At 46.9% G+C, this 21,751-nt stretch carries 23 protein-coding genes; 11 read left to right on the forward strand and 12 right to left on the reverse strand.

All coding sequences use genetic code 11. The features are described 5' to 3' along the window. Window positions 1-3 precede the first annotated feature (3 nt). Entirely contained in the window at window positions 4-318 is a 315-nt protein-coding gene (locus tag RQP50_RS02635) for an ArsR/SmtB family transcription factor (protein WP_072727250.1), read from the forward strand. Between the two features lie 184 nt (window positions 319-502). Here RQP50_RS02635 and RQP50_RS02640 read toward each other — a convergent pair whose 3' ends face one another. After that, complete coding sequence (locus tag RQP50_RS02640; protein ID WP_315743043.1) at window positions 503-1,333, reverse strand: type II CAAX endopeptidase family protein; 831 nt, start codon at window positions 1,331-1,333, stop codon at window positions 503-505. A 184-nt stretch (window positions 1,334-1,517) separates the two neighbouring features. Between RQP50_RS02640 and RQP50_RS02645 the strand changes: the two genes are divergently transcribed. Continuing rightward, window positions 1,518-3,371: a hybrid sensor histidine kinase/response regulator transcription factor gene (locus tag RQP50_RS02645; RefSeq protein WP_315743045.1), complete on the forward strand. Its 1,854-nt coding sequence runs from the start codon at window positions 1,518-1,520 to the stop codon at window positions 3,369-3,371. A 55-nt stretch (window positions 3,372-3,426) separates the two neighbouring features. Here RQP50_RS02645 and RQP50_RS02650 read toward each other — a convergent pair whose 3' ends face one another. The 5 genes from RQP50_RS02650 to RQP50_RS02670 form a co-directional block, all read right to left on the reverse strand. Next, window positions 3,427-3,939 (reverse strand): aminoacyl-tRNA deacylase, encoded by a 513-nt coding sequence (locus RQP50_RS02650; RefSeq protein WP_083544751.1) that lies wholly within the window; start codon window positions 3,937-3,939, stop codon window positions 3,427-3,429. Window positions 3,940-4,088: 149 nt separating this feature from the next. Continuing rightward, on the reverse strand, window positions 4,089-5,057 hold the full coding sequence (locus RQP50_RS02655) for a type I phosphomannose isomerase catalytic subunit (RefSeq protein WP_072727247.1): 969 nt from the start codon (window positions 5,055-5,057) through the stop codon (window positions 4,089-4,091). A gap of 21 nt (window positions 5,058-5,078) precedes the next feature. Next, window positions 5,079-5,474 carry a VOC family protein gene (locus tag RQP50_RS02660; protein WP_072727246.1) on the reverse strand — a complete coding sequence of 132 codons (396 nt, stop codon included), beginning with the start codon at window positions 5,472-5,474 and terminating at the stop codon, window positions 5,079-5,081. 106 nt (window positions 5,475-5,580) lie between these two features. Next, a complete protein-coding gene (locus tag RQP50_RS02665) occupies window positions 5,581-6,168 on the reverse strand; it encodes a class I SAM-dependent methyltransferase (protein ID WP_315743049.1) in 588 nt (195 codons plus the stop codon). A 1-nt stretch (window position 6,169) separates the two neighbouring features. Beyond that, on the reverse strand, window positions 6,170-7,138 hold the full coding sequence (locus RQP50_RS02670) for a TIGR01212 family radical SAM protein (RefSeq protein WP_315743051.1): 969 nt from the start codon (window positions 7,136-7,138) through the stop codon (window positions 6,170-6,172). Window positions 7,139-7,371: 233 nt separating this feature from the next. Between RQP50_RS02670 and trmB the strand changes: the two genes are divergently transcribed. Continuing rightward, window positions 7,372-8,094, forward strand: coding sequence for a tRNA (guanosine(46)-N7)-methyltransferase TrmB (gene trmB / locus RQP50_RS02675; protein ID WP_021254456.1), 723 nt, complete (start codon window positions 7,372-7,374; stop codon window positions 8,092-8,094). A 103-nt stretch (window positions 8,095-8,197) separates the two neighbouring features. Here trmB and RQP50_RS02680 read toward each other — a convergent pair whose 3' ends face one another. Together RQP50_RS02680 and RQP50_RS02685 are read right to left on the reverse strand one after the other, a co-directional pair. Further along, window positions 8,198-9,391 (reverse strand): MGDG synthase family glycosyltransferase, encoded by a 1,194-nt coding sequence (locus RQP50_RS02680; RefSeq protein ID WP_072727707.1) that lies wholly within the window; start codon window positions 9,389-9,391, stop codon window positions 8,198-8,200. A 94-nt stretch (window positions 9,392-9,485) separates the two neighbouring features. After that, complete coding sequence (locus RQP50_RS02685; protein ID WP_021254458.1) at window positions 9,486-10,019, reverse strand: phosphatase PAP2 family protein; 534 nt, start codon at window positions 10,017-10,019, stop codon at window positions 9,486-9,488. 853 nt (window positions 10,020-10,872) lie between these two features. Between RQP50_RS02685 and RQP50_RS02690 the strand changes: the two genes are divergently transcribed. The 4 genes from RQP50_RS02690 (at window position 10,873) to rplT (ending at window position 13,565) form a co-directional block, all read left to right on the forward strand. Next, entirely contained in the window at window positions 10,873-12,111 is a 1,239-nt protein-coding gene (locus tag RQP50_RS02690; protein WP_021254459.1) for a glycosyltransferase family 2 protein, read from the forward strand. Between the two features lie 286 nt (window positions 12,112-12,397). Next, window positions 12,398-12,898, forward strand: a complete 501-nt coding sequence (gene infC / locus RQP50_RS02695) for a translation initiation factor IF-3 (protein WP_065290379.1) — start codon at window positions 12,398-12,400, stop codon at window positions 12,896-12,898. A gap of 62 nt (window positions 12,899-12,960) precedes the next feature. Beyond that, window positions 12,961-13,161 carry a 50S ribosomal protein L35 gene (gene rpmI, locus RQP50_RS02700; RefSeq protein WP_005548700.1) on the forward strand — a complete coding sequence of 67 codons (201 nt, stop codon included), beginning with the start codon at window positions 12,961-12,963 and terminating at the stop codon, window positions 13,159-13,161. A gap of 44 nt (window positions 13,162-13,205) precedes the next feature. Next, entirely contained in the window at window positions 13,206-13,565 is a 360-nt protein-coding gene (gene rplT, locus RQP50_RS02705) for a 50S ribosomal protein L20 (protein ID WP_021254461.1), read from the forward strand. A gap of 140 nt (window positions 13,566-13,705) precedes the next feature. Here rplT and RQP50_RS02710 read toward each other — a convergent pair whose 3' ends face one another. The 3 genes from RQP50_RS02710 to RQP50_RS02720 form a co-directional block, all read right to left on the reverse strand. Continuing rightward, window positions 13,706-14,260 (reverse strand): acyl-CoA thioesterase, encoded by a 555-nt coding sequence (locus tag RQP50_RS02710; protein WP_021254462.1) that lies wholly within the window; start codon window positions 14,258-14,260, stop codon window positions 13,706-13,708. A gap of 246 nt (window positions 14,261-14,506) precedes the next feature. Further along, window positions 14,507-15,667: a DUF3298 and DUF4163 domain-containing protein gene (locus RQP50_RS02715; protein WP_315743060.1), complete on the reverse strand. Its 1,161-nt coding sequence runs from the start codon at window positions 15,665-15,667 to the stop codon at window positions 14,507-14,509. Window positions 15,668-15,956: 289 nt separating this feature from the next. Next, window positions 15,957-16,112, reverse strand: coding sequence for a DUF1540 domain-containing protein (locus RQP50_RS02720; RefSeq protein ID WP_005548696.1), 156 nt, complete (start codon window positions 16,110-16,112; stop codon window positions 15,957-15,959). Window positions 16,113-16,262: 150 nt separating this feature from the next. Here RQP50_RS02720 and RQP50_RS02725 point away from each other — a divergent pair, with 150 nt between their 5' ends. The 3 genes from RQP50_RS02725 (at window position 16,263) to RQP50_RS02735 (ending at window position 19,408) form a co-directional block, all read left to right on the forward strand. Beyond that, entirely contained in the window at window positions 16,263-17,327 is a 1,065-nt protein-coding gene (locus RQP50_RS02725) for a nucleoid-associated protein (protein ID WP_021254464.1), read from the forward strand. A gap of 280 nt (window positions 17,328-17,607) precedes the next feature. Next, the gene (locus tag RQP50_RS02730) at window positions 17,608-18,981 is read left to right on the forward strand and encodes an ABC transporter substrate-binding protein (RefSeq protein ID WP_315743064.1); all 1,374 of its coding nucleotides are present in this window, start codon (window positions 17,608-17,610) and stop codon (window positions 18,979-18,981) included. Window positions 18,982-19,075: 94 nt separating this feature from the next. Further along, the gene (locus RQP50_RS02735; RefSeq protein WP_021254466.1) at window positions 19,076-19,408 is read left to right on the forward strand and encodes a hypothetical protein; all 333 of its coding nucleotides are present in this window, start codon (window positions 19,076-19,078) and stop codon (window positions 19,406-19,408) included. A 101-nt stretch (window positions 19,409-19,509) separates the two neighbouring features. On the opposite strand, the gene RQP50_RS02740 is transcribed toward RQP50_RS02735, so the two are convergent. Beyond that, a complete protein-coding gene (locus RQP50_RS02740) occupies window positions 19,510-19,947 on the reverse strand; it encodes a GNAT family N-acetyltransferase (protein WP_315743067.1) in 438 nt (145 codons plus the stop codon). 306 nt (window positions 19,948-20,253) lie between these two features. Here RQP50_RS02740 and RQP50_RS02745 point away from each other — a divergent pair, with 306 nt between their 5' ends. Continuing rightward, window positions 20,254-21,663 carry an ABC transporter substrate-binding protein gene (locus RQP50_RS02745; RefSeq protein ID WP_315743069.1) on the forward strand — a complete coding sequence of 470 codons (1,410 nt, stop codon included), beginning with the start codon at window positions 20,254-20,256 and terminating at the stop codon, window positions 21,661-21,663. The last annotated feature ends 88 nt before the right edge of the window (window positions 21,664-21,751 follow it).

Genomic DNA, 21,751 nt, shown 5'->3' on the forward strand with positions numbered 1-21,751 from the left:
GACATGAGAACATTATTTCATCCCGATATCGAACATATTGAACTTTCGCAAGTGTTCTATGCGCTCAGCGAGCCGATTCGAATGAGTATCGTGCTGCAATTGATGAGCATTCCGGAGCAAACTTGCGGGGGATTCGATTTATCACTGTCCAAGTCTACCATGTCCCATCATTTCAAAGTACTGCGCGAAGCAGGCATTATTCGAACTAGAATGGAGGGAACACAGCGATTCATCTGTTTGCGCAAGGATGAGCTCGAAGCACGCTTTCCTGGTTTAATGCAAGTAATCCTGACCCAAGCCAAGGATATGACGTCGTAGTTCGGCAGACAGAGGAAAGGTCTCGTAAAGGCCAAAGTTGAAGAACGGAGCTCGTCATGGGTATGAACATGCATGAACAAAGACGCTTCCAACCCACAAGTACAGTGGTTTTGGAGGCGTCTTTATTTATCTGTCAGACGAACTCTCTTGTTACTACTCTCTTGGAACATCAATGTTCAGTTTATTATGTGTTTATGGATCGAACATCGGCATCTTGGTGGCTCAATCGCTTCATGCCCCATACCGTAAGCAGCATATAACAGAGAATGACAACGATGCTGTTGTCACCTGCTACATATAGAGCAATGCCTGAAGTCGGAACTGCCATGCCGCGCAGAACACTCCACATTACGTTATGTGCCGAGTGGAAGATAGAAGCTGTCCATACGCTGGATGAACGTAATCGAATATATCCGATGACAGGGCCTAAGAACAGGCAGGATACGACGATGAATAAGCATGCGAGAAACGGATTTTGATCTTGGTGGTAGATGGGAGATAGCAATATAATTGGGATATGCCATAGTCCGTGAATCAGGCCGGTGGCGAATAACGCCTTTCTCTCTCCCAAGCTGTTTACAAGAAGCGGAAGCAAATAACCTCTCCAGCCAAGTTCTTCACCAAGTGAGCTCGTAAGTACGGCGCTGACAAATTGTATCGCGACAACGATCGGGAAGGCCGTCCAATCATAGCCTGCATAGGTGGGGGGGACATCAATGACTAGGGCACCAACTCCCCAGGCGAATCCATAGCTTAGGGCTACAATAACAGCTGGAACCATGGTGCATAGGAGCCACCATTTGAACCCGCATTTTCGTAATCCAAGCGCGGCCCAACCGGAACGCGATCGCCCATCCCTCGTAACTATTAGGAGCATAATTAAGGCAGCCGCTGTTGGAGTCAGCATATACAGTAAGGAATTGGTGTTCGGAACGATACTGACGCCTATAGCCAGAATGAAGACAATTGCTGTGTAAATCAGTGCTTTTGTTTGGTTGTGTAAATTAGAAAACATGCTGCTTTCCTCCGGTTTCGCTTTTTTTCACGGGCCTATCATATTACAATAAGGATGGTGCTCCCAGTGAGGAACATCTGAAATGCTGTCATATGAATATCCTATTTTGGAAGTTAGGATGTCGTAAATATAACTGGCTGAGTGATATAGAGAAGAATGTACTTACATAGAAAGAGGCAAGTGAATGGAGCAACGACAATGGCATTGGATCGACACAGCACTAATGGGCTTATACATTCTCTGGATTTTATCAGGGGCAGTTTATATTGCCATATCACCGGACTTTAGTACGGTTCATACCGGACGTACAATCGTACCGTTTATATTGTGTTCTGCGCTGCCTTTGTGGGTCTGGAGACCTGGCAGCATTCACCCGTCGAAATTTATTGCCTCGGAAATAATTTTGTCGGGAGGCATTAACATTTCCATGCATTTGTCGATGCCTGTGTATCTCGACAATATGGTGCTGCCCGCACTTCTCATTGGATTTATGACGTCAAGGAAGAATGTATGGTGGGGAGGTTCGATTGTAGGACTTTTTCCTTTCATTGGTTTATGGAGTGGCAAGTTATCTTGGCTTCAGGTTTTGGACTCGTCTGTTAATCATTTCATATTGTTCGGGATCGGTGTTGGCTTTCATGTGTTTCTGCATTCGCAACGAAGAATGAAGCAGCTGCTTCAAGAGAATGAGCATCAATTCAATATTATTCGTCAATATGCGGAGCAAGTGGAGCGGCTTACCGTTCAGGAGGAGCGCAATCGCGTAGCTGGCGAATTGCATGATACATTAGGTCATTCACATGCATCGATTGTTATGGGGTTGGAATCGGTCAAGGTTCTTATGGGGGACGACCCTGAACAAGCAAAAAGTAGGCTTGAGAGTGTGATTGTACACGCACGGAGCAGCTTTGAAAAAATCCGACATCACATTCATGATATCGCTCCTTCTGAAGAAGGGGAGCGAACATTGGATGAGGTATTGAAGCACTTGCTGGACACGCTTGGCAATCAAACTGGTATTGCATGTAATCTCAAAACAGAAGGCATCATCTATTCTATTCCTTATGCACACCGTATGGTATTAGAGCGTTGTGTGCAGGAAGCCGCTACAAATGCAGTGCGTCATGGTAGAGCATCATCGATCGAGGTTAACCTTGTCTATGACGAGACAGAAGTATGCTTATCGATTCGGGACAATGGGCTAGGCAATGAGAAGCTAACCTTTGGCTATGGTCTGTCATCCATGCAGGATCGCCTGCATGCTTATGGTGGGAACTTAATGATGCGTACTTCATTAGGGAACGGCATGGAGATTGTATGCAAGCTTCCGCGCAAGTTGCATATAGAGGGCGATCAGCCGATCCGCTTGCTCATTGCTGATGATGAGCAGCTCTTTTGTGAGAGTTTGTGCTATTTATTCAGCCAAGAAGATGATGTCTATGTCATAGGTGCAGCGGTGGATGGGAAGGAAGCGATTGAATATATGGAGTGCGAGCATCCTGATGTCGTGCTCATGGATATTCGAATGCCGCGAATGGATGGCTTGGCTGCTGTTCGTGTGATGAAGGAGCGATGGCCGGATGTGAAGATCATTCTGCTGACAACGATTGAGGAATCAGATTATGCCGTACAAGCGATTGATGCGGGAGCGGAAGCGTATCTGCTAAAGTCCATGCATCCGAAGGAGCTGCTTGCCAGCGTCCGTCTTGTACATCAAGGGGGAACGCTCCTATCGCAGCCGATCGCACGATTGATGACCGATCAATTATTGCAAATGGATCACGCTGAGGATCGAAGTGAAGCGGCAGGGAGTGTGGGGCCATGCATAGAAAGCAGTGAAGATCCATTCGGCTTAACTGAACGTGAGAAGCAGGTGCTCTATTATTTGGCGCAAGGAAAGAAATACCGTGAAATTGCTCAGATTCTCTATTTGTCCGAAGGAACGATCCGCAATCATATCTCAAGCCTATATGCCAAGATGGGAGTAAACGATCGGATGTCCGCCGCGAATGCAGCACGGCAAGCACGTCTTGTATAAAATGAGAGAAAGCGCTTAGTGAAGTCACTAGGCGCTTATTTGTATATTTGGACAGTTATTTTCGTACTCGTGCTACAATAGCTTGATTGACACGCACCATTTCTTGAACGGAGATTCGCGTCAGTGAATAGGGGGAGCCCCCGCCTGTATATACGAATTCCTGTTCCAGAACTTTCGGATCGATAAGAAATGTGGCTGTGAAGCCAAAGGAAGGAATCCCGCCGGCAGGATATCCGGCTAGCTGAAGCATTTCTTGCTCGAGCGCCAAGCGTGGAGGGGGAATAAGCAGTGCCTTGCCAACTCTGCTGGTGCTTGCGCGGTCTTCGCCCTTGACGATGGCTACAAGTAAGTGACCTTCACCATCGATCATGCAGACATTTTTAACAAAATCAGCTTTATCGGCTTGCACCGCTTGAGCAGCATCCTCAACGGAATGGCACAGTGTATGTAGACGCAGATGTTCCGCAGCCATTTGATTCGCGCGGAGATAGGAAATAAGCTTGTTATCATATTCATCTGTTGACTGTGGTGGTTCCGGATTTTCTAGATATTCCTTATTCGCATTCATCTATGTTCCTCCATTCAAAAGAAAAAGAGCTCGTGTAAATGCAAGTGAACGTGTAAGTGCAAGTGTAAGTGCAAGTGTAGGCCGCTTGCTAATAAAATGGCACCCGGTCTCCCCGTAAGGAATCGGATGCCGAGTCAATTATGCGTGCATTAAGGAGCAACAGAGCGCAATACAGTGCAGTTGCCATCAAGCGTATATTCACCAAGGTTGGCAGGAAGCAGGAAGCATTCGCCTGCTTTGAAAGCGATTTGCTCGTTAGCAGTTGTAAGTGTGCCTGTTCCTTCGCATACAACAAGAATGACGAAGCTCTCTTCTGTTGTTGCGAGTGCCCATGGCTTCTCAACGATGCCTTTTTCTACACGGAAGTACGGAGACTCCGCAAGCACCAGCCACTCGTTAGCGACAGCGCCATTTGTAGACATGCGAGTTGCGCCAGCGCCTTCGTATGCGATGACATTCAAGGAATCCTCAATATGCAGCTCGCGCGGCTTGCCGTCGAGACCTGGACGATTGTAGTCGTACAGGCGGTAAGTCGTATCGGAGTTCTGTTGGATCTCAGCGACTACGACGCCCGCACATAGTGCGTGAACCGTACCAGCTGGAATGTAGAAGGTATCTCCGGCCTGTACGGATACTTCTTGGAGAACCTCCATAATGCGGCCATCTTCGATCGCCTCTGCCATTGCTGCGCGATCAATGCCTTCCTTCAAGCCGTAAATGATTTTCGCGCCTGGCTTCGCGTCCAGCACATACCACATCTCTGTCTTGCCAAGTTCGCCTTGCGGCAGACCTTCATACGTGTCAGTAGGGTGTACCTGAACTGAGAGATCATCATTGCAGTCCAACAGCTTGATAAGCAGTGGGAATCGGCCGTTCTTCTCAGAGAAGCCCTTGGAGCCGAACCATTCCTTGCCGTATTGTTCACGTACTTCGTCCAAGCCAAGTCCAGCCAGTTCACCGTTAACGACCTTCGTCGTACCATTCGGATGATCGCCGATCATCCAACCTTCACCAATATGTCCTTCTGGCAAATCCAATCCGAATTGCGTCAGAGCACGGCCGCCCCATACGCGTTCTTTAAATTCTGGTTGAAACTTCAATGGATAAGGTCTTGTCATGTTCTCTCACTCCCGAGTTGTCTAGTATCTAGTTGATTGGAAAAACTCAAGTCTCTCGCCGTCCGGACCCTTAAAGAAAAAATAGCGGCTGCCGTTCGGCAAGGTAACCAGTTCTTCATCAATAAGCTCAACATGAGGCAGGCTCTTCATTCGAGCCAACTCAGCCTCTATATCGTCAACAGTGAAGGCGATATGGTGAACCCTGCCTTCTTCCGTTAAGCTTCCAGGATAACCTTCTACAAGTTCAACTTCCGTTTCGTCAGCACCGTCCCATCCGAGAAAGGCGAGGCGAATGACACCATTCGTATGAAGAAGGGTTCCTTTCAGCTTCAAGCCGATGACTTCCTCATAGAATCGAATGGATTGTTCTATATTGCGAACCATGATCCCAACGTGCTCCATTTTGCGAACTGCCATTTGACAACAACTCCTTCAACATGGTGAACAGGATGGTGGGACAGATATCGAAGCGGAAGCTGCAATTGCCAATCCAAGTGGGAAAGGCTCTACACGCGATCAGATGTTATTTTCGTTTCTCTACCGCAATGACATAAGGTGCATCTGGACGCTGCAGCATTCGATAAATAACAGCTTGCCCAAGACGCGCCGGAAGAGACTCCGCCCAAGCTCGCACTTGTTCGGCCTCATCATCGCCGCCACTGTGTCCGGGATAGAGTACAATACTAAGCACTCCGCCAGGACGCAGCATGGATAAACCGTTGTCGAGTGCTGTAAGTGTCGTCTCAGGGACAGTCATAATGCGCTTATCTGCTTCATTCGTAGGCAAATACCCAAGATTGAACATAATGGCAGCGGTCGTACCGAACCATTCTTCGCCCAGCAATTCATTCATGGCATGATGGCTGGCATGAAGCAGGCTGACATTTGCGTATTCGTCTTCGCCTAGCTCACGATGAAGCCGCTTGCGAGTCAACTCAAGCGCTTCATCCTGGACATCGAAGGCGGCTACTGAGCCGCGCGATCCAGTAAGGCGGGCGAGGAATAGGGTATCTACTCCTGTTCCCATCGTTGCATCAATTACGCGTTCACCGGGCTGCACGCGCTCCTTCACCACTTGCTGAGCATAGCCAAGTACAGATAGAAATCCCATCTTATGACTCCCTCCAATACTTGCCCTGCCACGTATTGCGCCGTTTCAGCTCCGCATCGATGCCATTGAGCACTTCCCATTTTCTCATGCTCCACATCGGTCCAATAATTAAGTCCCGCGGTGCGTCACCTGTAACGCGGTGGATGATCATCTCCGGAGGAAGCATTTCAAGCGAATCGACGATAAGCTTGATATACTCATCCATCTCCAGGAAGCGCAGCAATCCAGCTTCATATTGCTTCACCATCGGGGTCTTGCGCATGAGATGAAGCAGATGAAGCTTAATGCCTTGCACATCCATCTGAGCGACAGCTTGGGCCGTCTCGAGCATCATACTATGCGTCTCTTGCGGTAGTCCGTAGATGATGTGAGTGCAGACGCGAATATTATGCTTGCGCAGCTTCTCTACGGCTTCGATGTAGCATGCCGTGTCATGCGCGCGGTTAATAAGCTGAGATGTCGATTCATGAATTGTTTGCAGTCCCATCTCGATCCATAAATACGTGCGCTTATTAAGCTCTGCCAAGTATTCGACAACATCATCCGGCAAACAGTCAGGCCGTGTGGCAATGGACAAGCCGACGACACCAGGCTGCTCAAGAATGACTTCGAAGTAATCTCGCAATACGTCCACTGGTGCATACGTATTCGTATAAGCTTGAAAATAGCCAATATATTTGGCGTTTGGCCATTTCGCATGTTGTCTGTCTCGAATGGTGTTGAATTGAGTGACCAGATCGTCGCGCCGACGACCGGCGAAATCTCCGGAACCACGAGAACTGCAGAACGTACAGCCGCCAATTGCGATGCTTCCGTCCCGATTCGGACAGGTAAACCCAGCGTCGAGCATCACTTTGAATACCTTTTCTCCGAATTGCTCGCGCATCTCATAATTCCATGTATGAAACCGCTTGTCTCCCCACAAGAGGGGGGAAGTCGATTGTGTGTGTATGAAGCCGTCCAATGGCATACAAGCCCTTTCAATTGCAGTGTAAGTTGATTGTTATGCGAAACGTGCGCTGTCAATAAACGAAAGCTTATCGATAACAATCCCATTGTATTATTGTAGCAGATTTAGCCGTAAAAGCGAAGACAGCGGGCAAGCTCTGTTGTTCTTATTTGCCTGCATCGCCGTCTTTACTTTTTATCGCTTGTCATGCACAATAAGGGCTTGGAGCATAATCAGTATGGAGGAAAGCACACATGCGCTTACGTGGCAAAAGAGGAGCAAAAGAGCTGCTTGCAGAGCAAACCGACTTGGTCGTGCTTGAGCCGGAGCAGTTGAAGGGCAAATGGAGTGAGGCGTTCGGAAATGACCGCCCCATATATGTTGAGCTGGGAATGGGAAAAGGGCAGTTCATCAGTAAGATGAGCTTGAAGTACCCAGACATCAACTTCATCGGCGTGGATATGTACGATGAGTTGATCGCTCGCGGATGTGAGAAGGCTCGATTATTTCGAGAAGAAGCAGGAATGCAGGAAGCGTCCAACCTGAGGCTGGTGCGCGCGAATGTCGAATTTTTGGAGCAAATTTTTGCAGAAGGCGAACTTGAGCGCGTATACTTGAACTTCAGTGATCCGTGGCCGAAGAAGAAGCACGCACGCCGTCGCTTGACCCATTCGCGTCTTGTTGAGAAGTATCGTTATGCATTGAGCAATACAGGTGAGATTCATTTCAAAACGGATTCAGAGACCTTGTTCGAGTTTTCCTTGAACTCCTTCGCAGAGATGGGGCTTCAAATGCGGAATATCTCCTTGAACCTGCATCGTGATGGTATCAATGAAGAGCATGTTATGACAGAGTACGAAGAGAAATTTATGGGCAAAGGCATGAATATTCATCGTGTCGAGGTGCTCGTTGGGGATCAGGCGTACAAGCAGTACCGCTCTTCCTTGCCTCACAATGAGCCTTACGCATCCCGTTAATTCCGGGTCGAAATCATATATGGATGATCAAAAAAGCCGCTATTCCGCATGAATGATAGATGACAGTGCTTCATCGTTCGCATGCTTGATAGCGGCTTTACTGTTATTCGATTGAAGTAAATGGCACATTCATCATTTGTAGGATTGCTTCCGCACATACCTTAGGATGATAACGAGATGCCTTCTGCTCATGCTCTAAGCGGCGTGCGGAGACCTCATCATAATGATGTACAAGAAGATTCATCCACTTCGTAATCGTATGTGCAGACTCGATCGACTCGCCATATCCCTTCTCCGTGAAGTAGTGGGCATTCTCTTCCTCTTGGCCGGGAAGCGGCTGATAGAAGAGCATCGGAATTCCCTTGGCCAGCGCCTCGGTACAAGTCATCCCGCCTGGCTTGGTAACGAGCAGGTCGGACACATCCATCAATTGGTCAACTTCCTTGGTGTAACCCATCAGATGAATATTCTCATACTGGAAGCGAGGATTCTCCAGCATACGACGGCGAAGTTTCTCATTATTCCCGATACAAAAAATAAACTGTACATCTTTGCGCCAGCGGGTGAGCAGCTCTGTGGATTGTGTCGAATCCATCATTCCCCAGCCGCCGCCCATGACGAGCACAGTCGGCATGTCTTTCAGCCCGAAGCGGGCGCGGATGGATGATTTGCCCATTCCATCATGCGGCTCCCAGAAATTCGGATGGACAGGAATCCCTGTCACTTGTATGGAATCGCTGCTTACGCCATGCAGTTCTAGCTTCTCCTTCACCTCTGGCGTTGAGACGAAATAGCGATTCACAGCCGGACTCACCCAGGCTGCATGCGCGTCATAATCGGTAATGACCGTACAGAGCGGGACATTAAGTCCAAGCCTGCGCAATCGGGAAATGACAGCGCTTGGGATCGGATGAGTGCATACGATCATATCAGGCTTAAGCTGACGCATAACGGACATAGCATGAGTGTAGAATACCCGGTGCAGCGCCATTGTAGTCAGTCGATTTAGCGATCTATTGTACTGTGTCTTATACATAAAGCCTACCAGCTTCGGCTGTACAAGCACAGTCTTGCGATATGCTTCTATAATGAGCGGAGCTGTCTTTGGGTTAAGGAAGCTCCCAAGCTCCATCACACGAGTTTGCACATGCGGAGACAGCTTGCGAAGGCTGACAGCAAGTGCATGGGCAGCTTGGGTGTGACCAGCTCCGAAACGCTCTGACAGCAGCAGTATACGCTTCTTTCCTTCGTGCTCGGCACCAAGTGTGATGGTACCGGAGGGAAGTGTAAATGTCATTGCTTGATGCACGGTATTTCACCCTTTTATTCGATCTTCTAGGTATATAATGGTTCTCATAATTTCTATACCCTACTATACCTGATGTCCGTAATTACACAATAGGCCATAAAGCGACAGTACTTACGGCAGCGCCTGTACCGATGAATGCGCCAGCAAGACAGTCGGATGGATAGTGAAGTCCTAAGTACATACGGGACAGTGCGACGATACATGCAATCGGCAGAAGTCCCCATGACAGAGTCGGGTTAGCTATTATGAGCGGGACAACGACTGAGAATATGGCTGTCGTATGTCCAGAAGGAAATGAATGGTCAACAAGCGGCTTGCGGAATGTGCGTATATTAGGCAATGCTAAGTGTGGACGCACACGCGGATACCACTTCTTAATTAAGGCGACAGGCAGGTGGCTTACGGCAAGCGCAGCAACACATTGCCAGCCAACGATATTCCATGGATTAGGCGCCAGCCAGGCAAGCAGCAAGGTAAAGGCAATCGTAAAGGTTGCCCCGCCCAGATGGGTCAATGTATACAATATAATATTCATGCTCCGGTGATGCAGCCGGTGATTAATCCAAAAGAATAATTGACGCTCACGATTACCCAGCCACGCGATAACACGGGTCATGTCGGTTCCTCCGTTATCCGGTATTTAATAATATGATCGTAACAGCGTAACATTAACAGAAGATGATGGGTTTGTGAATTTTATCTGAAGTCGCTACAAGTTCAAAGAGCATCTTTAATCATATTTTCAAATGCCGAGCATTTCAACAAGTTATTCCTATTTTACCTTGAAGTGATACTGCCTGCAAAATCGCGAATTACGCACGTAGAATGCCTATTTCTCCGATTATCTTGCTGTAGTGCCCTGTAATGAAAGGTGTAGCATGTACGGTAGGATTATGTGGTGAATCCGCTATGACAGAGGTTATGAATGGTAAGGGTTCTATTCATCAGCATCTTTGGCAATGCTGTATGAAGATAATGCCAGAGACATGTTTTCCATATATTCCAAACGGGTAATAAACATTACCTGAAACTTTCTTCCGTTGTAATACGTCCATAATAAAGAGAGGGCGGCATATCCCTAACACAAAAAAAGTAAATTGTTCCATTCTCATTGTCTTTCGGATCCTGGATCAGCTTTGAAAGAACAGCAAATTTTGACGAAAAGGGGGTCAAAAGCCATAATTTCTTAGCATTTGGATGAAAATATAACATAACCTTGCGGGAAAGCATGATTCGATGCGACTTCGCACAGTAACTTCGGCGATAATGTTCATATTCAAGCGTTGAAAGCCAATAAAAGGTTTTGACAAATGAAAGCAAACATTAGAAAATCGTGATCGACCGTTTTCAGCGGGGTAAACCATATATAGAGTTGATGAGCATGCGTTCATACATAAAAAGAGAGCGCCATGTTCGTTGACGCAACAATGAAATTGAAGTAGGGGTTATTTAAAAGGGGGACACCAAGCATGGTGGATACGTTATTTATCGTCTTGCAGGTTCTGCTGGCCGCGATTGGGGTGTACCAGTTTACCTTGTCGCTGTTCGGTATTTACCGCAAAAAAGAGAAAAAAGTATACGAACCGCAAAAATCCTTCGCTGTGCTCGTAGCAGCGCACAATGAAGAAGCCGTTATTGGAGCATTGGTTGAAAATCTGAAGGCGCTGGATTATCCGAGAGAAATGTACGACGTGTTTGTCATCTGTGACAACTGCACGGACGGTACAGCTGATATCGTAAGAGAACATGGCGTTTACGCTTGCGAGCGTCATAATCCGCATCAACGAGGCAAGGGTCATGCCATCGAATGGATGTTGAAGAATCTGTGGGAAATGCCGCGTCAATACGATGCAGTTGTTATGCTCGACGCTGACAACTTGGTAAGCAAAGACTTTTTGACTGAAATGAACAACGATCTGTGCTCAGGGGCACGCGTTATTCAAGGATACATCGATACGAAGAATCCAGAGGATTCTTGGATTACAGCCGCTTATGGCGTAACATACTGGTACTGCAACCGTCTATGGCAGTTGTCCCGTAAGAACTTGAACATGGCTAACTTCCTCGGCGGTACAGGAATGTGCTTCGAGAGCAAGCTGCTGAAGGAAATGGGCTGGGGTGCAACGAGCTTGGTTGAGGACCTGGAGTTCACTGCCCGCTGTGTTAAAAACGGCATCAACCCAGTGCTGAACTACAATGCACGCGTGTTTGATGAAAAGCCGCTTACGTTCAAGGCATCGGCTCGTCAGCGTCTGCGCTGGATGCAAGGTCACTTTACCGTAGCGCGTCGTTATTTCTTCCCGCTGCTGTGGCAGAGCATCAAGGAGCGCAACTTGGCGAAGTTCGATATGGCGCTATACACAATTACGGTGTATACAGTCTTGGTTACTTTCCTCATGACGGCGTTCATGTGGGTAGATGCAGCATTCTTCAATGGGCCGAACGTGGCAACGTTCTTCCAGTACCTGCCTGAGTGGGTTCCGGTTGTGTCACTTGTGCTGTCCTGTGCTGTATTCGTACTGGCGTTGATTTTGGAAGGTGTCAAGTCTTGGCGCATCTATGCATCTCTGATTACATTCCCAGTATTCTTGCTGTCCTGGTGGCCGATTACGTTCTACGCATTCTTCACTCAGAACAACAAGGTATGGAGCCACACTGAGCATACACGAGTTGTGCGCTTGGAAGAGATGCAAGGCAAGCAAGTGTAAGGCGTAAAAAAATAATAATAGTGGCTTGACTTGATCCAGTTCACTGTGATATATTATTCAAGTATTTGAAACACATATTGCAATTGGAAAGAAGAAGCCCACGCTTCTCACCTGACCGACATGTTGTTGGCTGGTTATGACTCGCACTGCCTAGGCAGTGCTCACTAGATTAGAATGTCTATGTGAGGGATGTGGGCTCGATGAGCTTGCATCCCTTTTTTATGCGATAACCAGTTAGATGCATGAAATTCGATTATGGAGGTGGCACACCATTAGCAAGGATCATTTGATTAACGAGGACATTCGTGCAAGAGAGGTTCGCTTAGTTGGTGCAGCTGGGGAGCAGATTGGCATTACGCCGTTCCGCGAAGCACTGCAAATGGCTTACGACGCTAACTTGGACTTGGTAAACGTGGCTCCGCAGGCAAAACCGCCTGTATGTCGTATTATGGACTACGGTAAGTTCCGTTATGAGCAACAGAAGAAAGAGAAGGAAGCGCGCAAGAACCAGAAGATCGTCGATGTAAAAGAAGTATGGTTCCGCGCCAATATCGAGGAGCACGACTTCAATACGAAGCTCCGCAATGTCTTGAAGTTTTTGCGTGACGGAGATAAAGTAAAATGCTCTGTTCGTTTCCGCGGACGTGAAATCACGCATGCTGATATCGGGAAGAAAGTGTTGGAGCGCGTTCTGAAAGAAGCAACTGAGCTTTGCATCGTTGAACGTACACCGAAGCTGGAAGGCCGCAGCATGATTATGATTTTGGCGCCGAAGACGAACAGCTAATTCGGCCCGCCGCGCAGAAGAAGGCGGCGGATAAGAATACCGAACTTGAGGAGGAAACGATAATGCCTAAAATGAAAACGCACAGCAGCTTGAAAGGCCGCTTCAAAATTACGGGAACAGGTAAAGTGCGCCGCTACAAAGCGTACCGCAATCACTTGCTTTCCCACAAATCGAACCGCACGAAGCGCGTTCTTGCTACTAGCCCAGTAATGGCAGCAGGCGACGTTCGTCGTATGAAGCAACAATTGGCTAACTTGAAATAAGCAATTATACGGAAACATCGAATCGATTGGGAGGTTAATACGAAATGGCTCGAGTAAAAGGCGGATTTACGACACGTCGTCGTCATAAAAAAGTATTAAAATTGGCAAAAGGGTACTTCGGTTCCAAACACAGATTGTTCAAAACAGCTAACGAGCAAGTGATGAAATCCTTGCTGTACGCTTACCGCGATCGTCGCGTTAAGAAGCGTGACTTCCGCAAATTGTGGATCGCTCGTATCAACGCAGCGGCTCGCATGAACGGCTTGTCCTACAGCAAATTCATGCACGGCCTGAAATTGGCTGGTGTTGAAGTGAACCGCAAAATGTTGGCTGACTTGGCAGTGAACGATATCAACGCGTTCAACTCCTTGGCTACAGTTGCAAAAGAAAAAGTTAACGCGTAAGAGTGCGTTGATATAAGAAAAGCAGCGATTTCGAAACTAATTCGAAACGCTGCTTTTTTTCATATAGGGATAAGAAAGCATCATTTGCAGATCGTATGCTTCCTTTTCTCGTTATTGAAAGGAGTAAAGTGTTGTGTTGTTTACTCCCAGTACTTGCTCGTTGTTAGCTTATCCGCTAACTGTTTACTCGCTATGCGTCTTACTTTGCGAAGCTCTGCTCGCTCTGTGGCCGATTCATGAAGCAGCTTCTCTTCCTCTGTATCAGGGATAACAGGGGGCACAAACGCAGCTGAGCCATCCTCATGACGTGCTACGAAGGTCAGGAAGGAGGTAGCGGCAACAACACGCTCGCCGGTATATAGTTGCTCTGCAATGACCTTGACGAATACTTCAATGCTAGTCTTGCCTGTCCAAGTGACGAAGGACTCTAGGCAGACGGAATCTGTGGGACGAATCGGCCGTAGAAAATCTACGGAATCCGTGGATGCAGTCACGACATTATGACGGCAGTGACGCATCGCGGAGATGGATGCTGTCTCGTCAATCAGACTCATCAGTTTACCGCCGAACAGCGTCTGATGGTTGTTGACATCGTTAGGGAATACACGACCGGTCTTGAAGACGCGGGATTCCTTGCAGTGTTTGGGTGCAGGAAGTGAAGAAGTTGTTGATTGTTGTTCTGACATAGCCTTCATTACGCCCTTTCTAAGAAGTCATAGGTATATTATAAAGGGTTCAGTCTCATTCATGCGGAAGAAAAAAATGACATTCGAGGTCGAGAATAGACAATAGCCTGTAAGCAATCAGGTACGTATGCCGTATACAAAGAAAAGGACTGACACAATGAATGCCAGTCCAACAAAATTTGCGGTTAGAGTATGCTTATTGCTGCTTGTTCGTGTGCTCGATTGGTTGCGGCGTTATGCCTTCTTAAACTCTCATTAAGCCTTCAGTGCCTGCTTGAAAGAGTCAGAAAGCTTCGATTGAATCGCAGCAAGCTGGATTTTGAAGCTTTGCGATCCATCTGCTCCAGGAGCAATTTCATAACGGTCAAACGTCAGCACGAGGTACCCGTTCGATACATAGAAGTTTTGTGTTTCTTTAATTTGATCGAAATTAAAATCGTCTTTGTTTTTCTTCAGAGCAATTTGATTGCGAACGACATTGCCAAGCAGGGCTTTATAATCGGTATCCTTGTTGAACAGATCGCCAAGCTGCAGGGCGTGCGCATTCTCTTCATTCAGGAAGGTATATGTGTCCGTACGGCTGGTGCCGTTAGCCTCTGCGCTCGTGATTTTGTACGTGTCGGCAATCAGGGACATGACATTGCCGCTCTTTACGAAGCGGAAATCAGAATTCAACACAGCCGGTTCGAAGGAAGCCTTTTGTTTTTTCGCAGTTTCAGCGGCTTTTTTGGAAGCTTCATAGACTTCAGCTTTTTCCTTCATCGCATGACGCATCAAAATATCATTTAGCTGCTCCTCGTATTTGCTGTCTTTCAAGCCCGATAGAACAGGTACACTCATATTGACATGCACAAATTTATTTGTGGCTTTAATCGGTTGCTTCGCTGCCTTTGGTGTTGGAATTGCGGATATGTACATTTCGGACAATTTGCCAAAGCCTTGCAGATCAAAGAGTACGCTGTTCGTTTTCCAATTTGCCGCATAATCGGAAGGTGCCGATTTATCCAAAACTGGCTCAGATGCTTTGCCCAGCTCTTTGGAAATTTGCGGAGTCAATTGTTTTGCCATCTCATTGTCAAATACGAGCGTAACTTGGAACACTTTTTGGTTATCGTCCAGCATGTACTGAGCAGTAATCGGCTGTTTCAAGTTGAACCATTTTTCTTTGTACTCGATCATCGTAGCTTTTTTGCCTGTATATTCGATTTTCCCTTTGCCTTTGCTTTGCTGCAATTGTTTCAAGGTAAGACCAAGACCAACTTTGTTTGTTGTATATGTATTGTTCAATGGAGTCGCTGTTGTTTGAGTAGGAGTGACTGCTTTGCTTGCAACGGGGGCCGCGTAAGCTGCTGTGCCCATGTTTGCGATCATTGTGCAGGAGAGTGCAAGTGTAACAACTGTCTTTTTTGTGTTCATTGATGTTTCAATCCCTTCGTGTGTACGATCTTCTGTGATGACTGCTCTATTAGTATAGACCTTTGTGAGATCGAAGACTTTACAGCAGAATAACAATTACGTGGGAAAAAGAAACAAACTATTCATTGAAAGCGCCTTATGTATGACGATGTATTCATGATTGATGAACAACGTAGGGAATAGGGGGATTGTGTATAGATGTGTATAAACGCATCCATAGTTGAGAATAATTATCACTGTGAGTGATTCGTGCGTAAGCAAGGGCGGCGTGTCGGCCGCCCCATTCTCCTTACAGCTTTGGTTCGAATGTTTTGCAGTCCGTGTCACCGGAATCGCCAGCTTGCTTGCCACGATTGTTCACCACATAAATAGAAGTTGCAGCGCATTTGTTGCCTGCTGCCCAGTACTTGCAGGAGTTTACTTCACATAGTACGTCCTTAGCCATCGTTATTCACCTCCTCTCCTTACTAACTTCGCCAGCGGGCACCTCTTTTTATACATCTAGGAGAAGTTTCTATCATTTTGTAGTTTCCGAATCCTATCCTTTTTCGTTACAATAGAGGAATGTGACTTCGAGAAGAGGAGTGGGAATTACATGATCGATCTATCCAAGGTAGACATTCACCAGATGGTGATTCATAAGGTGGGCAACCAATCCAAAGATGAAGGAGTTCGTGTATCGAACGAACTGTACCATATACCGAATGACGACGTACGCGAGACGTTGCTTAAATATTTTATCTCCAGCTTTAAGTTTGACATGCATTATACGTTCCATCATGAAGCTGAGTTACCTTTAAATGAAATGTATACCTATGCGAGCCGCACATTCCAGCAGGCGGGCTCGTTCCATGAACAGTCGGTTCATATGCTGAATCATTTGTATGAGCAATCCTCGCATCCGCAAATTAAGGCTGGCGAGCTGTACGTTGTGCACCTGAACAATATTTTGTACAACAATTTCAGTATTGATGCGATCGGGATCTTTAAGTCCGAAAATAAGGATGTATATATGCGAATTGATGAGCTAGCATCCGATGACTTGGGACTCCAGGTGGAGCAGGGCATTAATATTCGCAAACTCGACAAGGGCTGCATTATTTTGAACGTGTATGCGGACTCTGGTTACGTATTGGGCATCGTTGACACGTCAGCGGGCAAAGGCGGAGAGGCAGCACAATATTGGATGGAGGACTTCCTCAATGTGAAGCTGCTTGAGGATGAGCATTATTTAACGGACAAGGCAATCGATATGTGCACGCAATTCTATGAAGATGTCATCGTTCCGGCTGCGGAAGAGCGCCCTGAGAAGAAGGACAAGCTGATGTTCATTAATAGTACGATGGAGTACTTTGCGAAGCATGAGCAATTCGAAGAGGAAGCATTCGCGGAAGAGGTTATCGGGCAACCTGAGCTTGTACCGTTGTTCAAGGCATATAAGGAAACATTTGAGGAGGCCAATGAGCTGCCTCCGATTACGGAAATTCCAATTTCGCAGCCTGCATTGAAGAAGGCCAAGCGCTCTCATAAGAACAATATCCGTACAGACACGGGGATCGATATGAAGCTCAAGCCAGAGAGCTTTCCTTTCATTGAAAAGGGTTATGATGAAGAGCGTGGCATGCACTATTACAAAGTATTCTTTAACGAAGAAGAATAGAGTGAGTATGATTCATTCCACTACATCCATACCAGAATTGGTATGGATTTTTGTTTGATTGCATGGATATTTGTAGTTTTAGAACAAAAAGCCGAATTTATTGCAATATATTTAAAATGTTAATTTCACAGATTGAATATAATGTAACTCTAGGAAGCAGCAGAAATCGCAATTCAAAACAATAGGTACGAATGTAGTATCAAGTCATGTCATCGATGATTTTTTTCGTGAAGTGGAGCAGACAGGAAGAGAATCAGAATGAGAAGGAGGGCTTGAGATTATGAGAAAATTGAAAACGCTGTCAATAATGCTGATCACGCTATCGATGCTGCTCTTATCTGCGTGCGGCGGAGCGGGAGGAACAACAGAAGGAGCGAAGCAGCCGGAGAAGCAGGAAGCGCAGAGCCAAGGGAATGAGGAGAAGAAAGAGCTCCCTGCATTTGATATGGGCGGTGAACCCGTCAAGTTTATGGCTTGGGGAGGATTGCCGAAGGAAGGCGAATCCAATGCGGGCGATGAGCGTCTGAAGCGAATGAAGGAGATTGAGCAGAAATACAACACGAAGATTGAGTGGATCGTTGTCCCTTGGGGCGAGGGTCAGAGCAAAATTGCTGCTGGCGCATTGTCTGGTGAGGCTCCGGCAGACTTCGTGCTGATGAACATGTACTTGGCCTTCCCAAGCTTAGCGGAAAAAGGGTACTTGCGTACAGTCGATGATGTATTCAACTTCGATGATCCGAAGTGGCCGTCCTCGCTGCGCAGCTCTGGCGCTTATAAGGATAAAGTATATGGAGTTGTCGAGAACATTGATTCCGGTGCCGGGATGTATTATAACCGAACGATGCTGAAAAAGCTTGGTCTGACCGATCCTCATGAACTCGTGAAGAAGGATGAATGGAACTGGGATCATTTTAAGGAAATGGCCAAAAAGGCGACACAGGATTTAAATGGCGACGGAAAAATCGATCAATGGGGAATCGTATCATATGCACCAATTTTCGCCCGTCAGGCCATCTATTCGAATAACGGCAGCATCGTGGAGACGAAGGACGACAAGCTTACTTTTACAATGGGTGAGCCAAATGCGATGGAAGCGCTGCGTTTCGTTTATGATTTATTTGCAACAGACAAGGTTATTATGCCCAACAAAAACGGCAGCATGGCAGACTATGAGGATACCCAAGCGATGTTCAATACAGGCAAGGCGCTATTCGTGACCGGAGAAATTTGGGAGGCATGGGGCCGCAAAGAAATGGCCGATGAATTTGGCTATGTATATTTCCCGAAAGGTCCAAAAGGAACTGATTACACAAGTCCAAACCCGGGCATGGCGATGTGGTTCATGCCGGCGAATGTGAAGAAGGCGAAGGAGAAAGCGCAAATTTATGAGGATTGGATTTTGTGGGATAAATTGAAGGACAACCAAAGAGAAAGTAACGAGTCGGTGTTCCAGACACCTGAGGATGTGGATGTTGCTATGGATATCCCTACGAAAAATATTACACTCTATCATGATGGCATTGGTGATGTAGGGAAAATGTACAATGAAGCCATCGTGTCATTTACGAAAGGGAAGGATACGCCTGAATCGGCAGTGGAGAAAATGAAAAAGCCCGCGCAAAATATTATTGATTCCGTGGTAAATACGAAGTGAAGTGACACAGATTCATAGATTCAAGGCCAACATCCAATCCGTATGTTCGTAACGGACATACCATGTAGGGTACACCGGTGAAGGAGGGAGTATTATGCGTGGTGTGACGAAAGAACAGGCTAGAAGCTTAATCGGCCAGAAAATCTATGTGAAGCATAAAGACGGGAGCGTCGTAAGCGGCAAGCTGCTTGAGGTGAAGGGCAACCGGCTTGTGCTGGAACAAGGCAAAGGGAAAAAAGTAAAGACGAAAGCGATTATCCCGCTTGTTTTATTTGACTTGCTGGCAATCGGCACGGCGCCTTTTGCATTTGGCGGCTATGGTGGCTATGGAGGCGGATATCCGTATAGTGGCGGCTACGGATATTCCGGGTACGGAGGACCAGGGTCATATGGCGGATTTTATGGAGGATATGGATACTATAGATAACATGCGGACATAAGGAAGATCTGCAAATAGAAGAGCGTAGTTACCTGCTAAGCAGAGAAGAGTCGACAGTGAGCCCGGGCAAATGCCCGGGCTACTCGCTCTTACAATTTCTTTCCCATCTCATGGCACACCACGGCGGGAACAAAGCGAATGAACCGATACCCTCTGCGTTCATAGAATCGTTCTGCCTGCACATTACCGTAATCGACCATCATGCGTGCTTGGGCACAGCGCTTGTATTTCCCGTATTGCTCAGCCTTTCTCATTAGTTGCCTTCCGATGCCTCGATGCTGCGAATCTTGAGCAACGGCCAGCATATCGATAATGAGCGTACCTTCTCTTACATATACATGAACAAATCCTATCGCTCGATTGTGACGATCAACGGCGACATACGTTGGCCCTACCTTCAACCGTTCAGGAATTTCCTTCAATAATTGCTCATGGCTCGCAACCAGATGGGAGTGTGGGAGCAGCTCCCGCTTCACTAGCTGTATAATTGCTTCATCGTCCAGTGCAGGCCGTCGAAGTCGGATCATAGGCATTCCCTCTGTTCCGTTTGTTTTTCTTAGTTTATGACTTTCATGATCGAGCGGTGATCATCGATTATTTTTTCATGAGATTTCGGAAAAAAAGCCGACTACTGTGAACTATAGTCAAAATGCTTCCAGAGATAAAAGCATATAATGTGAATAACCTTAAGGGGGATACATCCAAAATTTATAGACATTATGGATGATCATTCTAAATAGAGAGAAGCTGTTGGGGATGAATCGAGGCTAGCGGTTATTGTCTATCGCTATCTAGCAGATGAATAGGGTTCATAATAAGCAGGGGGGATACCAATGAAACCTAAAATGAAAGCGTTCGCAATTATGCTTGTTGCACTAACGATGCTACTCGTCACCGCTTGCTCGGGCTCTGGGGGGAATACAGCTCAGTCGCTGCAGGAACAGCCCAAAACAGAGGCTCCGAAGGAAGAACCAAAAAAAGAGGAACCTAAGGAAGAACCCAAGTTAGAGAAAAAGGAGCTGCCCGCGTTTGATATGGGTGGAGAGCCAGTACGATTCCTGACATGGGGCAAAGGGCTAGAGGAAGGCAAATCAAATGCTGAAGATATTCGCTATAAGCGGATGAAAGAAATAGAGAAGAAATACAATACGAAAATTGAATGGATTACCGTGCCGTGGGGCGAAGGAGCAGAGAAGATTGCACAAGGCGCACTATCGGGAGAAGCGCCGGCGGACTTTGTTATCCTCGATTTATATTTGGCATTTCCTAACTTGCCGAACAAAGGCTATTTGCTGCCGGTAGACGATTTATTCGACTATAACGATCCGAAATGGCCGAAGCGAATTAAGGAGTTCTCTTCGTTTGCAGGAAAATCCTACGGGATCTTAGAAGATTCGGGAGCAGGAGCAGGCATATTCTTCAATCGCTCCATGCTGAAGCGCGAAGGTCTGGAAGATCCGCAAGAGCTTGCGAAGAAGGGCGAGTGGACATGGGATAAATATTTGGAAATGGCCAAGAAAGCAACGAAGGATACGAATGGAGACGGTGCAACCGATCAATGGGGAATTGTATCCTACGCGCCGGTGCAAGCTCGTCAAGCGGTGTACTCGAATGCGGGAAGCATTATTGATTACAAGGACGGCAAGCTGCAATTTACACTTGGTGAGCCGAATGCAATGGAAGCGCTCCGATTCCTAGGTGATTTATACACGACACACAAGGTGGCAATGCCGAACCGCAATGGCAACTTCGAGGATTACAACGAATCGCAGAAAGTGTTCAACAGCGGGAAAGCGCTATTCGTGCCGGGAGAGATCTGGGAAGGTTCTACACGCCAAGATATGACGGATGAATATGGATTTGTATATTATCCGAAAGGGCCGAAGGCAACCGATTATGCAAACCCGATTACAAACTTCACGATGTGGTTCATGCCGGCTAACGTGAAGAAGGCCAAAGAGAAGGCGCAAATCTTTGAAGACATGGTGCCATGGGATCAATTAGAAGAATTCCGGATGGAGGGCTTTGAGAGTTCGCTGCAAAGCCCAGAGGATGTGGAGATTGCTCAGGCGCTGGCAGAGAAGGTTCAACCACTCTATTACGACAATATCGGCGACCTTGGCAAGAAATACACCGAAGCGGTTCTAGCTTTTGTCAAAGGAAAGGATACACCGGAATCCGCTATTGAGAAGATAAAGAAATCGTCCCAAGAGCAGATTGATACCATAATGAACAAAAAATAGTTGTGCGGTTATTCATCCCCCGCTGCCTCACAGCGGGGGTTTTATGTTGGTAGCGTTAGAAGATTGGAGAGAGAAAGGAGAGACCGTC

Source organism: Paenibacillus suaedae (genome assembly GCF_032337355.1).
GTDB lineage: Bacteria > Bacillota > Bacilli > Paenibacillales > Paenibacillaceae > Paenibacillus_B > Paenibacillus_B suaedae.

What these genes read in the sequence shown, in the direction of transcription:
- RQP50_RS02635 (WP_072727250.1), top strand. Translation starts at nt 4, where the DNA reads ATGAGAACATTATTTCATCCCGATATCGAACATATTGAACTTTCGCAA.
- RQP50_RS02640 (WP_315743043.1), bottom strand. Translation starts at nt 1,333, where the DNA reads ATGTTTTCTAATTTACACAACCAAACAAAAGCACTGATTTACACAGCA.
- RQP50_RS02645 (WP_315743045.1), top strand. Translation starts at nt 1,518, where the DNA reads ATGGAGCAACGACAATGGCATTGGATCGACACAGCACTAATGGGCTTA.
- RQP50_RS02650 (WP_083544751.1), bottom strand. Translation starts at nt 3,939, where the DNA reads ATGAATGCGAATAAGGAATATCTAGAAAATCCGGAACCACCACAGTCA.
- RQP50_RS02655 (WP_072727247.1), bottom strand. Translation starts at nt 5,057, where the DNA reads ATGACAAGACCTTATCCATTGAAGTTTCAACCAGAATTTAAAGAACGC.
- RQP50_RS02660 (WP_072727246.1), bottom strand. Translation starts at nt 5,474, where the DNA reads ATGGCAGTTCGCAAAATGGAGCACGTTGGGATCATGGTTCGCAATATA.
- RQP50_RS02665 (WP_315743049.1), bottom strand. Translation starts at nt 6,168, where the DNA reads ATGGGATTTCTATCTGTACTTGGCTATGCTCAGCAAGTGGTGAAGGAG.
- RQP50_RS02670 (WP_315743051.1), bottom strand. Translation starts at nt 7,138, where the DNA reads ATGCCATTGGACGGCTTCATACACACACAATCGACTTCCCCCCTCTTG.
- trmB (WP_021254456.1), top strand. Translation starts at nt 7,372, where the DNA reads ATGCGCTTACGTGGCAAAAGAGGAGCAAAAGAGCTGCTTGCAGAGCAA.
- RQP50_RS02680 (WP_072727707.1), bottom strand. Translation starts at nt 9,391, where the DNA reads ATGACATTTACACTTCCCTCCGGTACCATCACACTTGGTGCCGAGCAC.
- RQP50_RS02685 (WP_021254458.1), bottom strand. Translation starts at nt 10,019, where the DNA reads ATGACCCGTGTTATCGCGTGGCTGGGTAATCGTGAGCGTCAATTATTC.
- RQP50_RS02690 (WP_021254459.1), top strand. Translation starts at nt 10,873, where the DNA reads ATGGTGGATACGTTATTTATCGTCTTGCAGGTTCTGCTGGCCGCGATT.
- rpmI (WP_005548700.1), top strand. Translation starts at nt 12,961, where the DNA reads ATGCCTAAAATGAAAACGCACAGCAGCTTGAAAGGCCGCTTCAAAATT.
- rplT (WP_021254461.1), top strand. Translation starts at nt 13,206, where the DNA reads ATGGCTCGAGTAAAAGGCGGATTTACGACACGTCGTCGTCATAAAAAA.
- RQP50_RS02710 (WP_021254462.1), bottom strand. Translation starts at nt 14,260, where the DNA reads ATGAAGGCTATGTCAGAACAACAATCAACAACTTCTTCACTTCCTGCA.
- RQP50_RS02715 (WP_315743060.1), bottom strand. Translation starts at nt 15,667, where the DNA reads ATGAACACAAAAAAGACAGTTGTTACACTTGCACTCTCCTGCACAATG.
- RQP50_RS02720 (WP_005548696.1), bottom strand. Translation starts at nt 16,112, where the DNA reads ATGGCTAAGGACGTACTATGTGAAGTAAACTCCTGCAAGTACTGGGCA.
- RQP50_RS02725 (WP_021254464.1), top strand. Translation starts at nt 16,263, where the DNA reads ATGATCGATCTATCCAAGGTAGACATTCACCAGATGGTGATTCATAAG.
- RQP50_RS02730 (WP_315743064.1), top strand. Translation starts at nt 17,608, where the DNA reads ATGAGAAAATTGAAAACGCTGTCAATAATGCTGATCACGCTATCGATG.
- RQP50_RS02735 (WP_021254466.1), top strand. Translation starts at nt 19,076, where the DNA reads ATGCGTGGTGTGACGAAAGAACAGGCTAGAAGCTTAATCGGCCAGAAA.
- RQP50_RS02740 (WP_315743067.1), bottom strand. Translation starts at nt 19,947, where the DNA reads ATGATCCGACTTCGACGGCCTGCACTGGACGATGAAGCAATTATACAG.
- RQP50_RS02745 (WP_315743069.1), top strand. Translation starts at nt 20,254, where the DNA reads ATGAAACCTAAAATGAAAGCGTTCGCAATTATGCTTGTTGCACTAACG.